Source organism: Serratia sp. CY33802 (assembly GCF_052169095.1).
GTDB classification, from domain to species: domain Bacteria; phylum Pseudomonadota; class Gammaproteobacteria; order Enterobacterales; family Enterobacteriaceae; genus Serratia; species Serratia bockelmannii.
This window is the reverse complement of sequence record NZ_JBJNLL010000002.1, coordinates 414,305-433,848: the sequence shown is the minus strand read 5'-3', so window position 1 is coordinate 433,848 and position 19,544 is coordinate 414,305. Positions and strand designations below refer to the sequence as shown.

At 54.2% G+C, this 19,544-nt stretch carries 18 protein-coding genes and 3 tRNA genes; 11 read left to right on the top strand and 10 right to left on the bottom strand.

What is annotated here, in order from left to right:
- Positions 1 to 18 precede the first annotated feature (18 nt).
- Entirely contained in the window at positions 19 to 243 is a 225-nt protein-coding gene (locus tag ACJ8HA_RS08660; protein ID WP_004927950.1) for a DUF2594 family protein, read from the bottom strand.
- A gap of 702 nt (positions 244 to 945) precedes the next feature.
- Between ACJ8HA_RS08660 and uvrY the strand changes: the two genes are divergently transcribed.
- The 5 genes from uvrY (at position 946) to ACJ8HA_RS08635 (ending at position 4,850) form a co-directional block, all read left to right on the top strand.
- Positions 946 to 1,602, top strand: coding sequence for a UvrY/SirA/GacA family response regulator transcription factor (uvrY, locus tag ACJ8HA_RS08655; protein WP_004927947.1), 657 nt, complete (start codon positions 946 to 948; stop codon positions 1,600 to 1,602).
- Positions 1,595 to 3,427 (top strand): excinuclease ABC subunit UvrC, encoded by a 1,833-nt coding sequence (uvrC, locus tag ACJ8HA_RS08650; RefSeq protein ID WP_346421743.1) that lies wholly within the window; start codon positions 1,595 to 1,597, stop codon positions 3,425 to 3,427. The genes uvrY and uvrC overlap by 8 nt, the downstream gene beginning before the upstream one ends.
- A gap of 58 nt (positions 3,428 to 3,485) precedes the next feature.
- On the top strand, positions 3,486 to 4,034 hold the full coding sequence (pgsA, locus tag ACJ8HA_RS08645) for a CDP-diacylglycerol--glycerol-3-phosphate 3-phosphatidyltransferase (protein ID WP_004927937.1): 549 nt from the start codon (positions 3,486 to 3,488) through the stop codon (positions 4,032 to 4,034).
- Positions 4,035 to 4,178: 144 nt separating this feature from the next.
- Positions 4,179 to 4,254 (top strand) — tRNA-Gly (locus ACJ8HA_RS08640).
- Between the two features lie 236 nt (positions 4,255 to 4,490).
- Positions 4,491 to 4,850, top strand: coding sequence for an Arm DNA-binding domain-containing protein (locus ACJ8HA_RS08635; RefSeq protein WP_421095572.1), 360 nt, complete (start codon positions 4,491 to 4,493; stop codon positions 4,848 to 4,850).
- A 618-nt stretch (positions 4,851 to 5,468) separates the two neighbouring features.
- Here the strand turns inward: ACJ8HA_RS08635 and ACJ8HA_RS08630 are convergent.
- Genes ACJ8HA_RS08630 through ACJ8HA_RS08620 form a run of 3 tightly spaced genes read right to left on the bottom strand, consistent with a single transcriptional unit; the run spans position 5,469 to position 8,057 of the window.
- Positions 5,469 to 6,221: an SDR family NAD(P)-dependent oxidoreductase gene (locus tag ACJ8HA_RS08630; protein ID WP_071826108.1), complete on the bottom strand. Its 753-nt coding sequence runs from the start codon at positions 6,219 to 6,221 to the stop codon at positions 5,469 to 5,471.
- Between the two features lie 36 nt (positions 6,222 to 6,257).
- A complete protein-coding gene (locus ACJ8HA_RS08625; RefSeq protein WP_025302363.1) occupies positions 6,258 to 7,043 on the bottom strand; it encodes a sulfite exporter TauE/SafE family protein in 786 nt (261 codons plus the stop codon).
- Positions 7,044 to 7,067: 24 nt separating this feature from the next.
- The gene (locus tag ACJ8HA_RS08620) at positions 7,068 to 8,057 is read right to left on the bottom strand and encodes a TauD/TfdA family dioxygenase (protein ID WP_421095573.1); all 990 of its coding nucleotides are present in this window, start codon (positions 8,055 to 8,057) and stop codon (positions 7,068 to 7,070) included.
- Positions 8,058 to 8,513: 456 nt separating this feature from the next.
- Here ACJ8HA_RS08620 and ACJ8HA_RS08615 point away from each other — a divergent pair, with 456 nt between their 5' ends.
- The 3 genes from ACJ8HA_RS08615 to ACJ8HA_RS08605 all read left to right on the top strand — a co-directional run bounded on the left by ACJ8HA_RS08615 (position 8,514) and on the right by ACJ8HA_RS08605 (position 10,986).
- Positions 8,514 to 9,920, top strand: coding sequence for an aminotransferase-like domain-containing protein (locus ACJ8HA_RS08615; protein WP_225735594.1), 1,407 nt, complete (start codon positions 8,514 to 8,516; stop codon positions 9,918 to 9,920).
- 896 nt (positions 9,921 to 10,816) lie between these two features.
- Positions 10,817 to 10,890: transfer RNA gene (locus ACJ8HA_RS08610), tRNA-Cys, on the top strand.
- A 10-nt stretch (positions 10,891 to 10,900) separates the two neighbouring features.
- Positions 10,901 to 10,986 (top strand) — tRNA-Leu (locus ACJ8HA_RS08605).
- A gap of 176 nt (positions 10,987 to 11,162) precedes the next feature.
- Here ACJ8HA_RS08605 and ACJ8HA_RS08600 read toward each other — a convergent pair.
- Positions 11,163 to 12,503, bottom strand: a complete 1,341-nt coding sequence (locus ACJ8HA_RS08600) for an anaerobic C4-dicarboxylate transporter (RefSeq protein ID WP_141997742.1) — start codon at positions 12,501 to 12,503, stop codon at positions 11,163 to 11,165.
- A gap of 237 nt (positions 12,504 to 12,740) precedes the next feature.
- Between ACJ8HA_RS08600 and ACJ8HA_RS08595 the strand changes: the two genes are divergently transcribed.
- The 3 genes from ACJ8HA_RS08595 to ACJ8HA_RS08585 all read left to right on the top strand — a co-directional run bounded on the left by ACJ8HA_RS08595 (position 12,741) and on the right by ACJ8HA_RS08585 (position 14,132).
- Positions 12,741 to 13,193 carry a PaaI family thioesterase gene (locus ACJ8HA_RS08595; protein ID WP_025302368.1) on the top strand — a complete coding sequence of 151 codons (453 nt, stop codon included), beginning with the start codon at positions 12,741 to 12,743 and terminating at the stop codon, positions 13,191 to 13,193.
- A gap of 140 nt (positions 13,194 to 13,333) precedes the next feature.
- On the top strand, positions 13,334 to 13,615 hold the full coding sequence (locus tag ACJ8HA_RS08590) for a hypothetical protein (RefSeq protein ID WP_025302369.1): 282 nt from the start codon (positions 13,334 to 13,336) through the stop codon (positions 13,613 to 13,615).
- Positions 13,581 to 14,132, top strand: a complete 552-nt coding sequence (locus ACJ8HA_RS08585) for a hypothetical protein (protein WP_025302370.1) — start codon at positions 13,581 to 13,583, stop codon at positions 14,130 to 14,132. The genes ACJ8HA_RS08590 and ACJ8HA_RS08585 overlap by 35 nt, the downstream gene beginning before the upstream one ends.
- A 67-nt stretch (positions 14,133 to 14,199) precedes the next feature.
- Here the strand turns inward: ACJ8HA_RS08585 and ACJ8HA_RS08580 are convergent, their stop codons facing one another.
- The 5 genes from ACJ8HA_RS08580 to proP all read right to left on the bottom strand — a co-directional run bounded on the left by ACJ8HA_RS08580 (position 14,200) and on the right by proP (position 19,137).
- The gene (locus ACJ8HA_RS08580; protein WP_421095574.1) at positions 14,200 to 14,469 is read right to left on the bottom strand and encodes a hypothetical protein; all 270 of its coding nucleotides are present in this window, start codon (positions 14,467 to 14,469) and stop codon (positions 14,200 to 14,202) included.
- A gap of 102 nt (positions 14,470 to 14,571) precedes the next feature.
- The gene (locus ACJ8HA_RS08575) at positions 14,572 to 14,700 is read right to left on the bottom strand and encodes a hypothetical protein (RefSeq protein ID WP_256376329.1); all 129 of its coding nucleotides are present in this window, start codon (positions 14,698 to 14,700) and stop codon (positions 14,572 to 14,574) included.
- Positions 14,701 to 14,869: 169 nt separating this feature from the next.
- Positions 14,870 to 16,498: a GMC family oxidoreductase gene (locus ACJ8HA_RS08570; RefSeq protein ID WP_025302373.1), complete on the bottom strand. Its 1,629-nt coding sequence runs from the start codon at positions 16,496 to 16,498 to the stop codon at positions 14,870 to 14,872.
- Between the two features lie 110 nt (positions 16,499 to 16,608).
- The gene (locus ACJ8HA_RS08565) at positions 16,609 to 17,535 is read right to left on the bottom strand and encodes a LysR family transcriptional regulator (RefSeq protein WP_025302374.1); all 927 of its coding nucleotides are present in this window, start codon (positions 17,533 to 17,535) and stop codon (positions 16,609 to 16,611) included.
- 99 nt (positions 17,536 to 17,634) lie between these two features.
- Positions 17,635 to 19,137: a glycine betaine/L-proline transporter ProP gene (gene proP / locus ACJ8HA_RS08560; RefSeq protein WP_025302375.1), complete on the bottom strand. Its 1,503-nt coding sequence runs from the start codon at positions 19,135 to 19,137 to the stop codon at positions 17,635 to 17,637.
- Between the last annotated feature and the right edge of the window lie 407 nt (positions 19,138 to 19,544).

Genomic DNA, 19,544 nt, shown 5'->3' with positions numbered 1-19,544 from the left:
GGGTCTGAGAGGCAACGTTTACTGGCGGTAAGCGTGCTTGATTTGCTGAATGCTGTTCTTGAAGATTTCCGCCTGAGTCGGATCTTCAATCTGGGCAATGAAACGTTCCATGTTGATGATGACTTTCCCGGCGTCGGCCTGGCCGATCGACTTCAGGATCAGCGTCAGCGTAGCTTTGAGGCAGGCAACCTCGGTCGCCAAGATTTCCGGGTTTGCAGACGTAGTGAAATCAACGTTGCTCATTTTCTCTCCTGATTTTTTGAGGCCGTAGCCTGATACAAGCTGCTTTGGCGCACCGCGCGTGGGCTAAACAGTTGTCGCGCGCGGTGGCGAATTTAACTGGGCGCGGAGTATAGCATAGCATGCGTCCATCATCTGCACCGGGCTTGCTCCGGTCACGCGGGTGGGCAACGTTCGCTCATTGCTTGTCCGAATCATCCTCTATCGGCAAGTTATTTCGAGGTGGTTAACAAGTATTTGTCCGGCACGTTATTGTTGAACGATGGGGTTATTATAATTATTTGGAGCGTAGTACACCGATTTTAGCGGCGTTTGCCGGGAATAATAGTTTCGACCGTGGGTTGCCAGACCCGCGTTGGCAGCGGATTTGGCTACGCCTTTAAATATCAAATGATTACAAATAGCCAATAGCCGTGTTAATATTATTCATGTCGTGATTGCTTACACAGATTTCTCACTCGCAGCATGATTGTCGCGCTATCCTGTGTCGGGTACAGCGCCGCGGAATTATTTTCGTCGCCTGATGTTTTCCGACGTGACGATTTATCGGCGGCATAGACGGCTAAAATTGAAAAATCAGCTCTGCTCCGCAAAGTTATTCGAAAGTATGTATTAATCTGTGTTCATTCTTGTCTGAAAAACAAGTAATATCTCTGGCGAAAACAGAGGCCGATTGCGTTACTCCCTTTTTTTGGAGATTTTTCCTTGATTAGCGTTCTTCTTGTTGATGACCACGAACTGGTGCGCGCAGGGATACGACGCATTCTTGAAGATATCAAAGGTATAAAAGTTGTCGGTGAGGCCCAGTGCGGTGAAGACGCCGTAAAATGGTGCCGTGGCAACGCTGTCGATATCGTGCTGATGGACATGAATATGCCGGGCATTGGCGGGCTGGAAGCCACGCGCAAGATTGTGCGTTATGCGCCCGACGTCAAAGTCATCATGTTGACCATCCATACTGAAAATCCTTTGCCCGCGAAGGTGATGCAGGCGGGGGCCGCCGGTTACCTGAGCAAGGGCGCCGCGCCGCAAGAAGTGATTAACGCCTTGCGTTCCGTGCATGCGGGGCAGCGCTATATCGCGTCTGACATCGCTCAGCAGATGGCCTTGAGTCAGCTGGAGCCGCAGGCTGAAACGCCGTTCAGCTGCCTGTCTGAACGCGAGTTACAGATCATGTTGATGATCACCAAAGGCAAAAAAGTGAATGAGATCTCGGAGCAACTGAGTCTCAGCCCAAAAACGGTGAACAGCTACCGTTACCGCATGTTCAGCAAACTGAATATCAGCGGCGACGTCGAATTGACTCACCTGGCCATCCGACATGGATTGTTCAATGCGGAGACGTTGTTAAGCAGTGAATGATCGTTTTGATGCCAAAGCCTTCCTGAGTACCGTCACCAGCCAACCCGGCGTCTATCGTATGTACGACGCCACGGGGACGGTGATCTACGTCGGTAAAGCCAAAGACCTGAAAAAGCGTCTCGCCAGCTACTTTCGGCAGCAGGTCAGCAGCCGTAAGACCGAGACGCTGGTTAAAAATATCGCGCAAATAGACGTAACGGTTACCCATACCGAAACGGAAGCGCTGTTGTTGGAACATAACTACATTAAATTGTACCAACCGCGATATAATGTTCTTTTGCGAGACGATAAATCTTATCCGCTGATTTTTCTCAGCGCGGATACCCATCCCCGTTTGGCGGTGCATCGCGGCGCCAAACACGCCAAGGGCGAATATTTCGGGCCTTTTCCCAACTCTTACGCCGTACGCGAAACGCTGGCGCTGCTGCAGAAGCTGTTCCCGATCCGCCAGTGCGAAAACAGCGTGTATCGCAACCGTTCACGTCCGTGTCTGCAGTATCAGATCGGCCGCTGTCTGGGGCCTTGCGTCACCGGCCTGGTGAGTGAAGAAGAATATCGGCAACAGGTGGACTACGTGCGGCTGTTCCTTTCAGGCAAAGATCAACAGGTATTGCACCAGCTGATTGCGCGCATGGAAGAAGCCAGCAAACTGCTGAATTTCGAAGAGGCGGCGCGCATTCGCGATCAAATTCAGGCCGTACGCCGCGTCACGGAGCGGCAGTTCGTGTCGGGCGACAGCGACGATCTGGACGTGATTGGCGTGGCGTTCGATGCCGGTATGGCGTGCCTGCACGTGCTGTTCATCCGACAGGGCAAGGTGCTGGGCAGCCGCAGCTATTTCCCTAAAGTGCCGGGTGGTACGGAGATGAGCGAGGTGGTGCAGACCTTTGTTGGCCAGTTCTATCTGCAAGGCAGCCAGGCGCGCACGCTGCCCGGCGAGATCTTACTGGATTTCAGCCTGCCGGAAAAAGACCTGCTTGCGGAATCGCTCTCCGAGTTGGCGGGGCGCAAGATCCAAATTCAAAGCAAACCGCGCGGCGATCGCGCCCGTTATCTGAAGCTGGCGCGCACCAATGCGGCAACGGCGTTGACGACCAAGCTGTCGCAGCAGTCGACTATTCATCAGCGGCTGGCGGAATTGGCCAAGGTGCTAAACCTGACGGAAATCAACCGCATGGAGTGCTTCGATATCAGCCATACCATGGGCGAGCAGACCGTGGCTTCGTGCGTGGTGTTCGACGGTAACGGCCCCGTGCGAGCGGAGTATCGGCGCTATAATATCAGCGGCATTACTCCTGGTGATGACTACGCGGCGATGACGCAGGTGCTGAAGCGCCGTTACGGCAAGGCGCTGGAAGAGAAAAAGATCCCGGATGTCATCTTCATCGACGGCGGTAAAGGGCAACTCGGCATGGCGATCGAGGTATTCAAATCGCTGAACGTCACCTGGGACAAGAATAAGCCGTTGCTGATCGGCATCGCCAAAGGCGCCGACCGCAAGGCCGGGTTAGAAACGTTGTTCTTCGTCCCGGAAGGCGAGGGAATTTCTCTGCCGCCGGATTCGCCGGCGCTGCATGTGATCCAACACATCCGCGACGATTCGCACAATCATGCGATTACCGGTCACCGGCAGAGAAGGGCGAAAGTCAGAAATACCAGCGCATTGGAGCTGATTGAAGGCGTAGGGCCGAAACGGCGCCAGGTGCTGTTGAAGTATATGGGCGGACTGCAACCTTTGTTGAACGCCAGCGTGGAGGAAATTGCAAAAGTGCCGGGTATTTCACAAGCATTGGCAGAAAAGATCTACAATGCATTGAAACACTGAGGGCAATGTAGCAACATACTCTTAATTTCCACTCTAGCCAGATAGTTACCGTAGCATTATGCAATTGAATATACCGACTTGGCTTACCCTGTTTCGCGTAGTTCTGATCCCATTCTTTGTGCTGGCGTTTTATCTGCCGTTCAACTGGGCTCCGATGGTTTGCGCCGTTATCTTTGTGTTTGCCGCCGTCACCGACTGGTTTGACGGCTTCCTGGCACGCCGCTGGAAACAAACAACGCGCTTCGGGGCGTTTTTGGATCCGGTCGCTGACAAAGTGATGGTGGCGGTGGCGCTGGTGCTGGTGGCGGAGCACTACCACAGCTGGTGGATCACGCTGCCGGCGGCCACCATGATCGCCCGTGAAATCATCATTTCGTCGCTGCGTGAGTGGATGGCGGAAATTGGCAAACGCAGCAGCGTGGCGGTGTCCTGGATTGGCAAAGTGAAAACCATGGCGCAGATGATGTCGCTGGTGGGCTTGCTGTGGCGGCCGGATCGCTCCGTAGAGTATGTGGCGATTGGTTTGCTGTATATCGCGGCGGTGCTGACTTTCTGGTCGATGTTCCAATATTTGAACGCGGCACGCAACGATCTGCTGGAACCGTGATCGATACGCTGCAAAAATCGGCAAACGATCGTGATGCGCCAACAATTTTATTGACTCATCACGTCAGGTAAGTAGAATGCATCGCATCAGACGACAACGATGAATTGCCGAAAGATAGCAAAGAAATCAGTCAGTTCTGGTAATGCGGGAATAGCTCAGTTGGTAGAGCGCAACCTTGCCAAGGTTGAGGTCGCGAGTTCGAGCCTCGTTTCCCGCTCCAAATTTTGATCTGCAGAGTTCTTTGGAATTCCATTGAGGTTTGTAAGTCATTGAAAAAAGGGGCGAAAGCCCCTTTTTTTATTCCAGAGATTTTCCCTGGAATCCAGCGCCAGCCAACACTTTTTAGTCCATTTTTTAGTCCATCAATACGGACGCGAGCTTGTGCGCATTGTTGCTGTATGGCACTGGGCGATATGCCGACCATCTGTTCCTGAACCAGGCACAGAGGAGTTGGACATGGCACTTTCCGATACCACCATTCGGCAGGCAAAAGCCGTTGCCAAGGCATGCACACTCGGCGACTCTGATGGCCTCGCGTTGGCCGTGTCACCCGAAGGCAACAAAAGTTGGCACTTTCGGTATTCCTGGAACAGCAAGCAGAAATGGTTGTCTCTGGGTACCTACCCTGGAATCTCCCTCAAAGAAGCCCACACTCGTCGCGACATCGCTTGTGAATTGGTTGCCCGCGGCATCAACCCCTGCAAGCAAAGAAACCAGGACCGCAGACACGCCTTTCTCGCTGAGAATCACACCTTCCAGAAGGTGTTCGAGCAATGGTTCGAGTTTCGCAAGAAGAGTCTGAAGGCGGGCCGTTAAAGCACACAGGAGCAGATCCAGCGAATCTTCCTCAGAGATATTCTCCTGACCCTCGGCCCTCAATCTGTCTATGAGATTAAGCGTACGGACTTGTTGGATATCCTCGAGAGCATTGAACGCCGTGGGGCTTTCACAACGGCCGTCACCCGATGTACCGCTATGCCCTGGTTAAGGTTCCGGACCTGGAGCAGAATCCGGCGTCTGACCTTGATGTAGTGGCCGCGCCCAAATCCCCCGTTCGACACAACTCCCTTCCTGCATATGGGCGGACTGCCTGAATTGTTGCAGAAGCTCCGTGCCTACAGGGGACAGTTGCAAACTCAGCTGGTGCTACGGTTGTTGATGTTGACTGGTGTGCGCACGGGCGAACTTCGCTTGGCGACGCCTGATCAGTTACACTTGGATCAAGGTTTCTGGATTATCCCTCCGGAGATCGTCAAGCAACTGCAGCTGGATATGAACAGGGACGGCAAACAATCATCGGATAAGCGTCTGTTGTTGATGGCGATGGCGCTGTTCACGCTGGGCAATGCGGTAGTCAGCCTGGCAGTAGAGCGCGACCTGGGATTCGAGTGCCACTCCTATCCCATGCCGATCACAACTGATCCGAGTACCCCACTACAGGTTGCGTACGACATTGAGAGCCGCACTGCTCTGGGCCACCGGCATTATTTCTATCGTGTTGATATTCAGATGCTCCGGCTGCTGGATGATCCAGAATACAGTGTTGGCGATGTCCTCAGGAGCAATAGCTTTTACATCTTTGTACAGAGCTTCGACCGCTTCCATATTGCCATTGAGTCGTACCACCGAGAATTCAGTCCCAGAACACAGGCCGGGCTCGATATTGGTAACTCTCACATGGGTACCAGCCAAATCGGCGCGCAGATTCAAACTGAATTGTTTGACGAAAGCCTTGCTGGCTCCATATACATTACCTCCCGGATATGGGTAGGTCCCGGCGATCGATCCAATGTTGATGATCAGTCCGCTGTTAGCCTCAACCATCCCTGGCAGAACTCGATGAGTGACGAGGGCAAGACCGGTGATGTTAGTGGCGATCATGCGCTCCCAATTTTGTACATTGCTCTGCTGTGCACGCTCAATGCCCAACGCCAGCCCCGCATTATTCACCAGTATATCAATGGAAAACGGGGCCTCACTCACCTGCTCGAACGCCTTGTCGAGGGACAGCGGATCAGTGACATCCAGCGGCAGCGGGATGAACTGTTCGCCAAGCTCCTGCCGCAGGAGCAAGAGCTTCTCCATGCGGCGTGCAGCGCCTATGACCCGATAGCCTTCGGCAATCAGCCGATGACAGATTGCTTTACCAAAGCCGGCTGAAGCCCCGGTGACTAATGCAGTTCGCATACTATTCCTACCTTTGTTAGAAATATCGTTGGAAACTCAGGCCAGATACTTCACGCCAAGACTGGCGAACAAGCAGAGCATCGAAAATACTAGAGCTTTACGCACGACGTCATTGCCCTTACGAATTGCCAAGGCACTGCCCAGATGGTTGCCAAGGATGTTGCAGGCCACCAACGGCAAAGCAAGCAAATAAATCACCTTGCCGGCAATAACAAATGCCACCAGCGCCCCGATGTTTGAGGCAAAGTTGAATGTCTTGGAGTTTGCGGAACTGGAAACCAGGTCCATTTTGAGCAGGTAGTGAAAGGCAATAATAAACATGCTTCCTGTGCCTGGCCCGAAGAAACCATCATAGAAGCCAATAACCAAGCATGTCAGTGGCACCACAGTAAACAGCATTCCATGAGACAAGACATGTTCCTGTACTGGCCGATCTTTTGGTGTAAGAAAAATCAGAATACCAAAGGGGATCAAAGCAAGAATGATCTTACCGACAGTTTCCTGTGGAATTGAAACAATCAGGTTCGCCCCCAGATACGCGCCCAATAGCGAAAATGGGACGCCTACAAGAGCCACCTTCCAGACCATCTTGCTATTGACCAGAAAATTCCTTATCGCCGCAAGAGTTCCCAAGGTACTGACTAATTTTTCCTGGCCCAGTGCGACTTGCGGCGGCAGGCCAACGAGCAAAAAGCCCGGCACCAAGAACAAGCCTCCACCACCTGCGATGCTGTCGACAAAGCCAGCTATAAACGCAATAGTACCCAGCAAAATAATCGCAAATATCCAATGCTCAGCCCAATAGGCTCCTAGTAGTTCCATGGTAATACCTCTATAAGAAAAAATTCAGGAAAGGACTTCGTAAAGATGATCTGCACGCGCCAAGCGCACTCGGCTCAGGCTATTGACCGCGAACAAACGAATTAGCCAACGATCTGCACCGTCATTCTGCGGCTCGAAAGCATCCCGAGCGTGGAGTACCCGCTGGTTCTTGAAGATCATGAAGTCCCCAGGTAGCAAGAGATGCGGCTTATCGAACTTACGGGTTTCAAGCATCGTTCGCAGGACATCAAGCGCGTGTGCGGCAGGGGTATTTGTGCCGTACGTGTTTTCACTATCGAAACGACACAAACACTCGTTGCCCAACCCTCGGACCAACACAGCCAGGTTAGGCGTCGAACGACGATTACTGGCGAAAGAATCCGGGCGTCGCACTTCAAAATTCGGCAAACTCAGTTCATGCACAATAGAATCCGGAAGGCTGTTGAGGACTTCATCAAGATTGACTAGTGTGGTGTTGATTCGTGGGTCGCAGCGTATGCCGACGAACGACAAGTATTCCGGGCAGCACGAAATATCGCCGACAGCCTCAGACGACAACGGCAAATCTGGGTTGTCTACGTGGTAGGAAAAGCGAAGACGGGAACCGTGAGAACTTTTCTGACTAGCTGATGCTCGTGAAGGAATCACATGCCGAAATAAACGACCGTCATTTTCACCTTCGTATACGACGGGGTGAATACCTAAAAGGCTTTGCAGCGAGAGGTTCACGAGGCAGGCAATGGGGGTGCTCTTCGGACTCAACACGCCAGAGTACGGTGTCGGCGGAGTATCACGATCTCGTGGGCAATTCCTTATCACCATTGCAGTAATCGTCGGGTCTTCAACGAATGTACGGATCTGGCGAGTTAGTTCGGCTCCAATTATGTCCTGGGCCTGCTCCTTAAGCTGAAAATAAATATCCTTGGTGGATTCAAAATCCAGCGGAGTCTGGCTTAACACCGTTTGCCATGCGCTGGAGGTGACCCATGGCAGGCGGATCTCCAACGTTGTCACAGACTCGGTGTCCTGATTGTGCTGTGTGCATTCCATTTCAACTAAGTTTCCATATTTCGGTGCTCGACTCGCTTGATTTGCGGACAGCACTCCCTGTTGTTGTTTTTTGTGATTTAAATCACGTTTTTTTTGCTTTGTCTCAAGCAGACGCCATTAATGAATCGATCAATTCAACCTAATTGCATCGATTCAATTACTGTAATTGAATCGATTGCGGAAATTCAATTAATTTCTGTCACACTGATTTAACTAACACATGCTTTGGTGTTAATTTTTTGATTTTAAACTATTTATTTTTATTTTAATTCTCTGGTTACCTGCGGTTTTTGCGAGAATTAGGGTGGGCTAAGTAATGAAATCAAGGAAATATTCTGAAAATAGCTCGATAACCTTTAACGGGTTCCTCGATTACACCCATAACGCTTGCATATACTTTTATGCTAGGATTTGGCATTCATGAAGATATCTGGTGCTTTACCTATGTGGGTCCCTCAATACAGCGATCATGAGAAACCGGTTTACCTGATGATTGCCGATGCCCTGGAGCAGGACATTAATTCCGGGCGCCTGCAGCCTGACGAGCGGCTGCCAACGCTCAAGGATCTCGCTGGAACTTTGAAAGTCACTCCTGGGACCATTGGCCGTGCCTATGACGAAGCGGCCAAACGTGGGCTAGTGATCGGTGAGGTCGGTCGCGGGACCTTTGTCCTGCCTGCCCAAACCAAGGCTGCGCCACGCGCGATAGGCGAGCGCTCCCCCGAAGACAATGCACAGATTGATCTTTCAATAATTAAGCCTAGTGACGCCGACATAGACGGTTGGTTGCGGCAGTCAATTATTGAACTCGCGCACTCAGCGGATTTGGGCCGTGTGATGGACTACACCAGCGATGGTGGGCACGCAGTACACAAGCAAGCGGGGGCTCGTTGGGTGCAACGCAGTCTGCCAGATGCAACGTGGCAGCAGATCGTCCTCACTTCCGGAGCGCAGCATGGCTTGCTAGTGGCGATCAGTAGCCTATCGAAAACCAATGATGTGATTTTGTGCGAAGAGCATTGCTATCCTGGAATCATCTCTCTTGCTCATAGCCTCGATCGGCGACTGCAGGGCGTACAGATAGATGAATTCGGGCTACTCCCTGAGGCTTTCCGCGCCGCTTGCGTTGAGCACCGCCCAGCGTTACTAATTTGCGTAACCACCCACCAAAATCCAACTAATTCAATCATGCCCCCGGAGCGTCGCGAGGCAATCGCGCAGATTGCCCGCGAGCATGATGTATTCATTATTGACGATGATATTTACGGTTTTCTGGAGGTCCAGCCAGCGAGTAAACCGATTTCGGCCTATGCACCTGAGCGATCCATCTATTTGACGAGCCTTTCAAAGAGCATTCTTCCCGCGTTACGTATTGGCTACCTGTACGCGCCTCCTGAGACTCTCTCACGCTTGTCATCCATGGTCCGTAGCAGCGTATGGATGCCTTCGCCGATGATGGCACAGTTGGCCAGCAACGTGATCTGCAGCGGTATGGGTGAGCGATTAGTCAAAGCGCAGCAAGATGAGGCCGCTGCACGGCAGAGACTGGTCAAGGAAGTTCTTGGCAGTTATCGAATTTGCAGCCAGCCCAACAGCTTCCACGTTTGGTTGGAATTGCCCGAACCATGGACTTGCGATGAGTTTGCCAACTTGGCCCGTGCTCATGGGGTAATGGTCGTTAGCGGCAGCCAGTTCCTAGCACAGCGTACTATCGCCTCTAATGGCGTGCGAATTGCCTTGATGTCACCGAGTCGCGCCGAACTAAAGTTTGCGTTAACCACGCTGGCCAGCTTGCTAGCCTCTCCCGAACCACGCTTGTTTTACTAAAGCAGCGCATACATATAAGTAGCCGTCAGGCGACAGTTCGTCGGGGGAGGCCGTGTCCAATGGAGCTTCGATCCTTAGCCTGAATCAATCTTTGGGCATTTAAGGGGCTCTGCGACTGGTTCTACAGCTTTTCCACTGGGCATACTTAAAAAGTAACTTGCACTAACTCAGCAGACCCTCCGTCCTTCTAAGTGGGCAAGCTTGTCATCGAATGATAAGCCAAGCTGCACCCAATCAGTAACGCTGCTGTCAGGGCATTGAGCTGGCATGGTAGAGTGATAGAACAACTTCATATGTCCCTATATCTCCAGTCGTTTTCATACCGTAGGATGCCCCCGTTGAACGGCGAAAACAGGCACATTTGATTGGACATCGTGCCGGTGCTCTGCAGGGGGATTGATGCCGACCCATCGTGCGTTGGACAACCTGGCGTAAGTCCCCAGCTCTGCAGTTGCGTTGGCCGTTCAGGGCTGCGGCGCTGGAGATTGCGCGATGTCCCCATGATGATGTTTTGCATGATATCTCATCATCATAAGCAGGTGAAAAGCCGGAGAGGGGGAGGTAAGCGATTCCTGTAGAGAAAAAAAGATCCGATTTGCCCGTGAATTCCCGAGCCGACGCATATAAAATCAACATTCCGCTTGCCTTTCCGTCGGCATTGTGAACAGTGCGCCCACAAAATAAGCAGTTGAAAGCGTTAGAGAACTTTTTGCTATTTCGGGGGGTTGCCAAGGTGGGGGGTTTAGTCCATAATGCAGTCCATCGATTCGGCGGTAACGAAATAAATTACTTAAGAATCAGATGATTAGGATAAGCGATTTCAACATCGCCAACCAAAAGAACAAAACGAAGTGGGTGAATCACCGGCTTTGGCCTGAAAAGGCAAACAGAATAAAGGCGCGTTAACAAAGCGGTTATGTAGCGGATTGCAAATCCGTCCAGTCCGGTTCGACTCCGGAACGCGCCTCCAACTTTCCCGAGCCCGGGTGGTGAAATCGGTAGACACAAGGGATTTAAAATCCCTCGGCTTATGGCTGTGCGGGTTCAAGTCCCGCCCCGGGTACCAGGGAATAAAAATACCGAATAATCAAAGCAATAAGTAGTAATGTCGTAGACCGCCGAGAGGCGGTTTTTTTGTTTCTGGAATTCGTATTACACCTGCATTTTTCCTTTCTTATCATACCCATCCCCTTGGATTGTCATCCTGCTTGCAGGGAGCCCCGCAGGGCTCCGAAGTACAACTCATAAGAAACCGAACGCCGCGGCGAGGATCCAACCGAAGACGCAGGAGACGCTGACGCCGATCAGGCCGGGCAGAATAAAGCTGTGGTTGATCACGAAGCGGCCGATGCGGGTGGTGCCGGAGCGGTCGAACTGGATCGCCGCCAGATCGCTGGGGTAGGTTGGCAAAATATAGTAGCCATAGCAGGCCGGCGCCGAAGCGACGATATAGGCCGGGTTGATGCCGATTGCCAACGCCACCGGCACCAACGCCGCCAGTGCGGCGGCCTGCGAATTGACGAATTTCGACACCAGCAGCAGGATCAGCGCATAGGCCCAAGGGTACTCTTTCACCAGCACGCCCAGCGTGGCTTCTATCTGCGCCAGGTGCGCGCCGAACATGGTTTCCGCCATCCAGGCGACGCCATACACCGCCACGATGGCGATCATGCCGGAACGGAACACCTCGTTTTTAGAGATAGACGCCGGGTTGGTGCGGGTAATGATGACGATCAGCGCCCCGGCCATCAGCATACACATCTGGATCACCAGGACCATGGAGAGCGGCTTGCCACCGAAGCTGGGCCGCAGGTCGGAAAAGGCTCCCAGCACCGCCACCAGGGCGATAGTGGCGAGGAAAATCCACATGGCGATCCAGTTGCTGCGCGGTAATACCCGGTCCAGCAGGGTGGCGGCGTCGCCATAGACGTAGCGATGGTTCTCCGGCACCGAGATGAATTTCTGGAACTCGGGATCTTTGTCCAGGTCTTTGCCGCGGAACCAACTGAAGATGCCGATCGCCAGAATGCCGCACAGGGTGGAAGGTATGGTGATAGACAGCAGATCGAGGAATTCCAGATGGCGGCCATTGAAGGTGTAGCTACTGAGCATCGCCACCAGTGAAACGACCGCCACTGAGACTGGGCTGGCGATAATGCCCATCTGCGCGCCGATCGAGCTGGCCGCCATCGGCCGTTCCGGGCGGATGTTATTTTTGATCGCCACGTCATAGATGATTGGCAAGATGGTGTAGACCACATGGCCGGTGCCACACAGGATCGTGAGAATGCAGGTGACGAACGGTGCGATGATCGAGACATAACGCGGGTTGCGCCGCAGCATCCGCTCGGCGATCTGCAGCATGACGTCCAACCCGCCTGAGGCCTGCAGGGTGGCGGAGGCCGCCACCACCGCGATGATCACCAACATCACGTCTACCGGCGGTTTGCCGGGCTGCAGGTGAAAGCCGAACACCAGGATCATCAAACCGATACCGCCCAGTAACCCCAGCGCAATGCCGCCCTTACGTGCCCCATACAGCAAGCATGCCAATATAACCGCTAATTGCAGAAAGAAATCCATGATAGATACGCCTTAATAATGTTGAACTTAACTGCGTTCAGTTTCCGGCGGCGTTTACAGCAGAAAGTTGTTTTAAATCTAAAGGCGCTAAAAAATTATGGTTATTAACTCTAAAGAATGATGGAGGTCACGTTCAGAGAATCTGAAGAGCAGGCGGCTGACGACATCAGCACGAAAAAGCAAGTCAAGAGGTCAGACCTCTTCTATATAACCGGTTCACCACCAGAGGAGAGAGCAATGGATCCGACAAAAATGACGGGGTTGGCGTTATTACAGGCTGCGATGGCCGGCAAAATTCCACCGGCTTCAATCGCTGAAACGGTGCCCATGAAACCGGACGCGGTTGAAGAGGGGTATATCCGTATTGTGGCGCGAGCAGACGGGCGCCATCTGAATCCGTTGGGGGGCGTACATGGCGGTTTCGCCGCTACGGTATTGGACTCGGTGACCGGTTGCGCGGTGCACAGTACGCTGGGCGCAGGGATTGGTTATGGCACCGTCGATCTGCAGGTTAAAATGTTGCGCCCGGTGCCAAAGGAGAGTGATCTGATCGCCGAGGGGCGTCTGGTCTATGCGTCGAAAAATGTCGCTTTCGCCGAAGGCACGCTCAAAACGGCGGAAGGGAAGCTGCTGGCCTCGGCAACCGCCACGTGTTTTATCATTCGTCCTACCGATCAAGCCCCGCAATAACCTGCCTTTATCGGGCTTCGGGCTATCAACCCGGGGCCTGATGCATTTCTCTTCGGCTGCATACCTTGCTGCGCTACGATGACAGGCGCGATACGCCATTGTGGTCTAGTATTCTTGGGTAAAAATTTATCGGGGTGGTTATGCAGCCGTATAAAGAGGTTGAGTTTGATCATGAGCTTTGTCTGGCGATCGGCAAAGCCGTATTAGACGTGGTGGCGCAGGGGGAAGAAACCAGCGCTCCGGCGGTGATGAACGCGATTGAGCGCTCGGTGGAACAGGGGCTGAATGACGACGAAACCGCCATCGCCGACGACGCTCTGGATTTGATGGCTCGTCTCATCCACGGCTTCAGGTTCATTAATCTAGAGGGTGAAGAGGACAGTCCCCATGCATTGGTTGAATTTCAAGCGCTACAAGAGTGACGTTGCCAAACAGGCCGTGCCGCCGCATTTGAATGCGGCCGAATTTGCACGGCATTACGCCGATAAGCCGCAAACCGATACGGAAGAGTATCTTTCGCTCAGCGGGGAGATGTGCTGGGATGCGGTGGTGCTTTGTGCCCACCGTTCTGGCGCGCTCAGCAAGGCGAAATACAAGCAGTTGTGGCAGACGGTGTTCGATAAGCAATACAAACATTTCGTTAGCCCGGATGATACCGAGATCCGCACTATGGCCGATATGCTGCGCGCGCCGCAGGGATGTTTTATCGGCATATTCTCCCTGCGCGACGCGGCTGCGCCCCGTTTGCTGCATGCCATGATCGGTACCGGTGCGGGATTTGCCGCAGGCAATAAAAATCTTTGCATCGGCGTGGGGGGCGCGGTCGGCTGGGAAAATCTCAATCTGGCGCGCGATCTGCGCTGGCAGCCGGAAGGCGGTTTTTTACGCCAGGGTGATAACGAAGTGCTGCGCATTTTTTATCGGCCTTTCCCCGCCTGAGCCGGTCCGGATGCTTTTAGAGTAAAAAAACCGCCGTCTGGCGGTTTTTTGTTGGCGCGTATCCCCCTTATTTAAACCCGCCGTTGCGAATGAATTCAAGGCCGGCGGCGGTGATCCGCGTTTGATGCGGGTCGATATCATAGTTGTTCTCGTCGATGTCGCTCATCACATAGGCCTGTATCAGCCCCTTGGTTTTGAGATAGGTGAAGGGATCGGCGAAGGCGTGCGGGCTGGTGGCGTCCTGCTTCCACAGTTCGTAGGTTTTCTCATCCAGCGTGCCGGGGTGATTGGCGGCCAGCCGGGTCAGGATTTGATTGTATAACCCATAGTCGGTCATGATGCGGTCCTCTTTATCGCGCGCGACAGTCTCGGAAAATGACGTAACATCTTTCAATCATAGCCGATGTTTGCTCGCTGCCTGCGTTATCGCGAACCCAGGTTATCCACGTTGGCTTTCGAACCAGTGAAACAGGCGCGAAATGGTGAGGCTGAGATCGCCGATGTTGAAGAGCGCGCCGAGCCATAGGGTTAGCATAACCAGGATGCCGATGATGACGGGAAGATCCATTTTGCCCATGAGAATGTTTTGCAGAGGTGACGGTGGCCACAAGGGTAACATCGTTTCCCGGCAGGATAAAATGTGCCGCCGTTATTTCGATTGTGCCGCTGCGGAATGGCGAAGACCGGCCATCAGGATGACCGGCCGGGTTTCAACAGCCTATCTTGCCGCCAAACGGTCAGGCGTAGTGTCGGGCGATATGCTCGGCGGTGGCGATCGTCGTCACATTAGTGGCGACGGAGGGAACGTCGGGGAAGATGGATGCGTCGACGACCCGAAGCCCGTATACGCCGTGTACGCGGCCCTGAAGGTCAACGACCGCCTTCGGTTCGCCGGCATTTCCCATCGGCGCGGAAGAGGTCGGGTGATGATAGGTATCCAACGTCGCCGCCATCGAGGCAAGAATGGCCTCGTCGCTGTCTGCAGCGGGCGCAAGCTCGCTGTGGATAAGCGTAGACAGCGGAGCGGTTTGCCCTATTTTTCGCGCCAGTTTAACCCCCTCCAGCAAGCGAACGCGGTCGCTCTCTTGCGCCAGGAAGTTAAGGTCAATGTGAGGGGCTGCCGCTGGATCGCGGCTTTCCAGCCAGACTCGTCCGGTGGATTGTGGCCGAGTCAGCGCCACCGCCAAGACAAAACCGACGCCGGTAGGGCTTTGGTCATGAGGAAACAGATGCGTCGCGGTAATGTGCAGATCGAGCTCTCCCGGTTCCGCCTGGCTGCTGTGGGTCCACAGCTTGGCACCGATAACCGGCGATTGGCTGCCGATGACATCGGGGCGGGCGGCGTAGGCATTGTAATAAAAGGGGTGATCGACCAGGTTTTCGCCGACGGGGAGATCGGCGACGACGGGGATCCCCAGACGCTTCGACTGTTGCGCAGGCGCGATGCCGGATCGCATCAAAACGGCGGCGCTACCGTAGGTTCCCGCGCTCAGGATCACTTCAGCGGCATGGATTTCTTCGCCGCTGGCCAGGCGGACGCCGATCGCGTGCTGCCCGTCAAATATCACGCGGTCGACCAGCGTATCTGCACGGAGGGTAAGATTGTCTCTGGCGCGGGTTTTCTCATCCAGATAGGCCATGCCGGTGTTAACGCGTACGCCGTTGACGATATTCATCGGGTAGGGGCCGACGCCATTGGCTGAAGGGCCATCAAAATCGTCAATCGCGTCATAGCCGTTGGCGCGCGTGGCGGCGACGAAAGCGCGTTGCATTGGCGTGATGTCATCCAATGTGAGTTGCACGACGGGAAAAGGGCCGCTATCGCCATGGATTGCGCGGTCGTGCAGGCCATGACGAGTCTCCAGTTTTTTGAAGGCGGGCAGCAGGTCCTGATAGCCCCATCCCGGCAGATCCCAGCGGTTGAAATCTTCCGGACGGGCGCGGATCGCCACGGCACCGTTGACGCCTGAACTGCCACCCAAGACTTTACCGCGGATAGCGCCGATCGCGTGGCTGACATAGCCGGGTTCTGTCCGGTATCCCCATTCGAACTCCGGGTTGCCATTGGCGCCGAGGACGTCGCTGTCCGCGATGAGGCGCGGATAATCGTAGGGCGCGTAACTGTGCCCGGCTTCTAACAGCAGGACCCGGCGCGCAGGGTTTTCGCTGAGGCGAGCCGCCATCACCGCGCCGGCGGAACCGCCGCCGACGATGACTACGTCGAAAGTAGGGGATGTCTCTCTGGTCCGTTGGGCCGGTTGTGATTGCGCCGATAATGCGGAAACCGATGTGGAAGCGCCGAGCGTGGCGGCGGCTGAAGCGACAAGCGTTTTTGATATCAGCTGACGGCGTGATAAGTCTTTCATGGCAGAGTCTCCAGAGCGGGCAGAAAGTGTGTGTTCTGCAGACTAAAACCCTGAAGCACAAGCAACAAGCAGGCGAAATTCGAACCTCGGGTTCGCGTTCTGCGAACCTTTCAGGTTGACGTCAGGAAAGAGGAGAGTGCGGTTTCCCAACTGGGCGTATGGCCAATGTGTTCACTCAGAAAGTCCACCAGCGCCTTGATCTTGGGGGATGCGCGTTTTGAACGGCGATAGACGGCGGAAATGTCGCCGCCGTCGGGTGAATAGGCGGCCAACACAATGCGCAGTTCCCCCGCGCGTATCGCGTCGGCGGCGATAAATGCGGGCAGGATGGCGAGGCCCAAACCGGCTTTAGCCGCCGCCAACAGGTGAAAAGCGTTATCGGTGCGCAGCCGTTTACCGATACGAAACGACCGGATTTCGCCCTCGATGGGGAGCTGCAGCATGCCGGTCGGTTCGCGCTGAATATACAGCAACCCCTGGTGCTGTTGCAGGTGTTGCGGGTGCATCGGCGTGCCTTTCTGGGCAAGATAGGCTGGGCTGGCGCAAATCAAATGGCGGTTGGCGCAGATGCGCTGCGCGATCAGGTCGGAATCCGCCAAGGGGCCGATACGGATGGCGACATCGAAATTCTCCTGATTCAGATTGGCCAGGCGATCGCTGTACTCCACGTCCAGATTGAGGCTCGGGTACTGTGCCATAAAGGTGGATAACAGCGGTGCCAGATAGCGGATGCTGAACGCCATCGGCGCGGTTAACCGCAGCGGGCCCTGCAGTTGGCCGTGCAGTGTTCGCACCGACTCTTCGGCATCGCTCACTTCGCTTAATATGAGAACGGCGCGCTGATAGAACAGGTGGCCGGCGTCGGTCAGCCCAAGCGTTTTCCCGCGTTCGAACAGCACAGTCCCAAGGCGCGTCTCCAACTGCTGGATGCGTCTGCTGACCACCGACTTGGTGGTGCCCAAGCGGCGGGCGGCGGCGCTGATGTTGGCGGCCTCGACCACGGCGATATAGGTCGCCATCTCCTGAAACTGATTCATTCATCTCTCCTTCGGCATCCGCCGGGTCAAGTTACCACTCTCTGCACGCCAGGCAAAAAAAACCACCCGGATGGGTGGTTTTTTGCTTGTCAGAGCGAATCAGTCCAGTTTGGGGTGCTGGTCGATCAGGATCTGTTTTTTCTTTTCCAGTTCGGCGATCTGCGCGTTGATGTCCTCGACTTTCTGTTCGATGTTGTCGTAGGTTTCCTGCAGCAGCTCTTTTGCCTCGGAGCGGTCAGAGGCGGCCGGCGTCGCGCCGCGCAGCGGCTTGTTGGCGGTTTCTTTCATGTACAGACCGGTGATAAGACCGATCACTGCAACGACCATCAGGTAGTAGGCCGGCATGTACAGGTTGCCGGTCGCTTCCACCAGCCAGGCGGCAACGGTCGGCGTCGCACCGGCGATCAGTACCGAAATGTTGAACGAAATCGCCAGCGCGCTGTAACGGATGTGCGTCGGGAACATCGCCGGCAGGATGGAGGCCATCACCCCAGTGAAGGAGTTGAGCAGCACCGCCAGCACCAGCAGGCCGACGAAAATCAGGCCGATGACGTTGCTGTTGATCAGAATGAAGCACGGGATCGCCAACGCCAACAGGCCGATGCTGCCACCGATAATGAACGGCTTACGGCCGATGCGGTCACTGGTCAGGCCGATCACCGGTTGCACGAACAGCATGCCGATCATGATGGCGATGATGATCAGAACGCCGTGATCTTCCGAGTAGTGCAGGTTATGCGACAGGTAGCTCGGCATGTAAGTCAGCAGCATGTAATAGGTCACGTTGGTGGAAATCACGATACCGACACACACCAGCAAACTTTTCCAGTGTTTGGCCGCGATCTCTTTGAACGAGGTCTTTGGCGGATTTTCGATGGCGTTGCGATCCTCTTTCTCCATCTTGTCCACGTGCTGCTGGAACGCCGGGGTTTCTTCCAGCGCATGGCGCAGGTAGAGGCCGATCAGGCCGAGCGGCGCGGCGATGAAGAACGGGATACGCCAGCCCCAGTCGAGGAAGTTGGCTTCGCCGACGATGCTGGAGATCAGCACCACTACACCTGCGCCCATCACAAAGCCGGCGATGGAGCCGAAGTCCAGCCAGCTACCCATAAAGCCGCGTTTGCGGTCCGGCGAGTATTCGGCGACGAAGATCGCCGCACCGGAATATTCACCGCCGACGGAGAAGCCCTGCGCCAGTTTGGCCAGCAGCAGCAGGATCGGGGCCCAGATGCCGATCGATGCATAGGACGGGATCAGGCCGATACAGAAGGTGCTGACCGCCATAATGATAATGGTGACCGAGAGAACCTTCTGGCGACCGAACTTATCGCCCATGGCACCAAAGAACAGGCCGCCGAGTGGACGCACCAGGAAGGGCACGGAGAAGGTTGCCAGTGCGGCGATCATTTGCACGCCGGGAGAGGCGCCGGGGAAGAAGACCTGGCCAAGCGCATAGGCGACAAAGCCGTATACGCCGAAGTCGAACCACTCCATCGCGTTACCCAGGGCCGCCGCGGTGATCGCCTTCTTGAGTTTGCTGTCATCGATGATGGTGATGTCGTTAATGTGCATCGGTTTATGTCGTTTTTTTCTTAACTTCATATAATCATCCCTTAATGAATTATTCGTTGTTCGTGAAAGCGTAATCTCCGTTCACTGTTGTTTTCGAGTTATCAAATCGGCTAATCGAATCGCGGTTCAAGACGATTCATTATCCACATTTAAGTTGGGATGTGGATCACAAAATACCGTCGTTTATGCCGAGGTTATGTCATTTAGGTGACTAATTATTTTGCATCTATAGCTTAACGTTATATCTTGCGGCGATCAAATCCAGCAGTTTAACTTAAGTGTTTGCACCGATTTGGTGCGAGAATGGTCTAATAAATGTGCGATTTGACGATTTTTCGTCTAATTGGTCATGTTTTAAGTATAGAGAGTACGGGAGATAAAACAGGAAAAATTGATGTGTTTGCCGTCAAAAAAAACGCCTGACCCACTGGCCAGGC

Coding starts and splice junctions, on each gene's coding strand:
- ACJ8HA_RS08660 (WP_004927950.1), bottom strand. CDS start 243: ATGAGCAACGTTGATTTCACTACGTCTGCAAACCCGGAAATCTTGGCG.
- pgsA (WP_004927937.1), top strand. CDS start 3,486: ATGCAATTGAATATACCGACTTGGCTTACCCTGTTTCGCGTAGTTCTG.
- ACJ8HA_RS08635 (WP_421095572.1), top strand. CDS start 4,491: ATGGCACTTTCCGATACCACCATTCGGCAGGCAAAAGCCGTTGCCAAG.
- ACJ8HA_RS08630 (WP_071826108.1), bottom strand. CDS start 6,221: ATGCGAACTGCATTAGTCACCGGGGCTTCAGCCGGCTTTGGTAAAGCA.
- ACJ8HA_RS08625 (WP_025302363.1), bottom strand. CDS start 7,043: ATGGAACTACTAGGAGCCTATTGGGCTGAGCATTGGATATTTGCGATT.
- ACJ8HA_RS08615 (WP_225735594.1), top strand. CDS start 8,514: ATGAAGATATCTGGTGCTTTACCTATGTGGGTCCCTCAATACAGCGAT.
- ACJ8HA_RS08600 (WP_141997742.1), bottom strand. CDS start 12,503: ATGGATTTCTTTCTGCAATTAGCGGTTATATTGGCATGCTTGCTGTAT.
- ACJ8HA_RS08595 (WP_025302368.1), top strand. CDS start 12,741: ATGGATCCGACAAAAATGACGGGGTTGGCGTTATTACAGGCTGCGATG.
- ACJ8HA_RS08590 (WP_025302369.1), top strand. CDS start 13,334: ATGCAGCCGTATAAAGAGGTTGAGTTTGATCATGAGCTTTGTCTGGCG.
- ACJ8HA_RS08585 (WP_025302370.1), top strand. CDS start 13,581: ATGCATTGGTTGAATTTCAAGCGCTACAAGAGTGACGTTGCCAAACAG.
- ACJ8HA_RS08580 (WP_421095574.1), bottom strand. CDS start 14,469: ATGACCGACTATGGGTTATACAATCAAATCCTGACCCGGCTGGCCGCC.
- ACJ8HA_RS08575 (WP_256376329.1), bottom strand. CDS start 14,700: ATGGATCTTCCCGTCATCATCGGCATCCTGGTTATGCTAACCCTATGG.
- ACJ8HA_RS08570 (WP_025302373.1), bottom strand. CDS start 16,498: ATGAAAGACTTATCACGCCGTCAGCTGATATCAAAAACGCTTGTCGCT.
- ACJ8HA_RS08565 (WP_025302374.1), bottom strand. CDS start 17,535: ATGAATCAGTTTCAGGAGATGGCGACCTATATCGCCGTGGTCGAGGCC.
- proP (WP_025302375.1), bottom strand. CDS start 19,137: ATGAAGTTAAGAAAAAAACGACATAAACCGATGCACATTAACGACATC.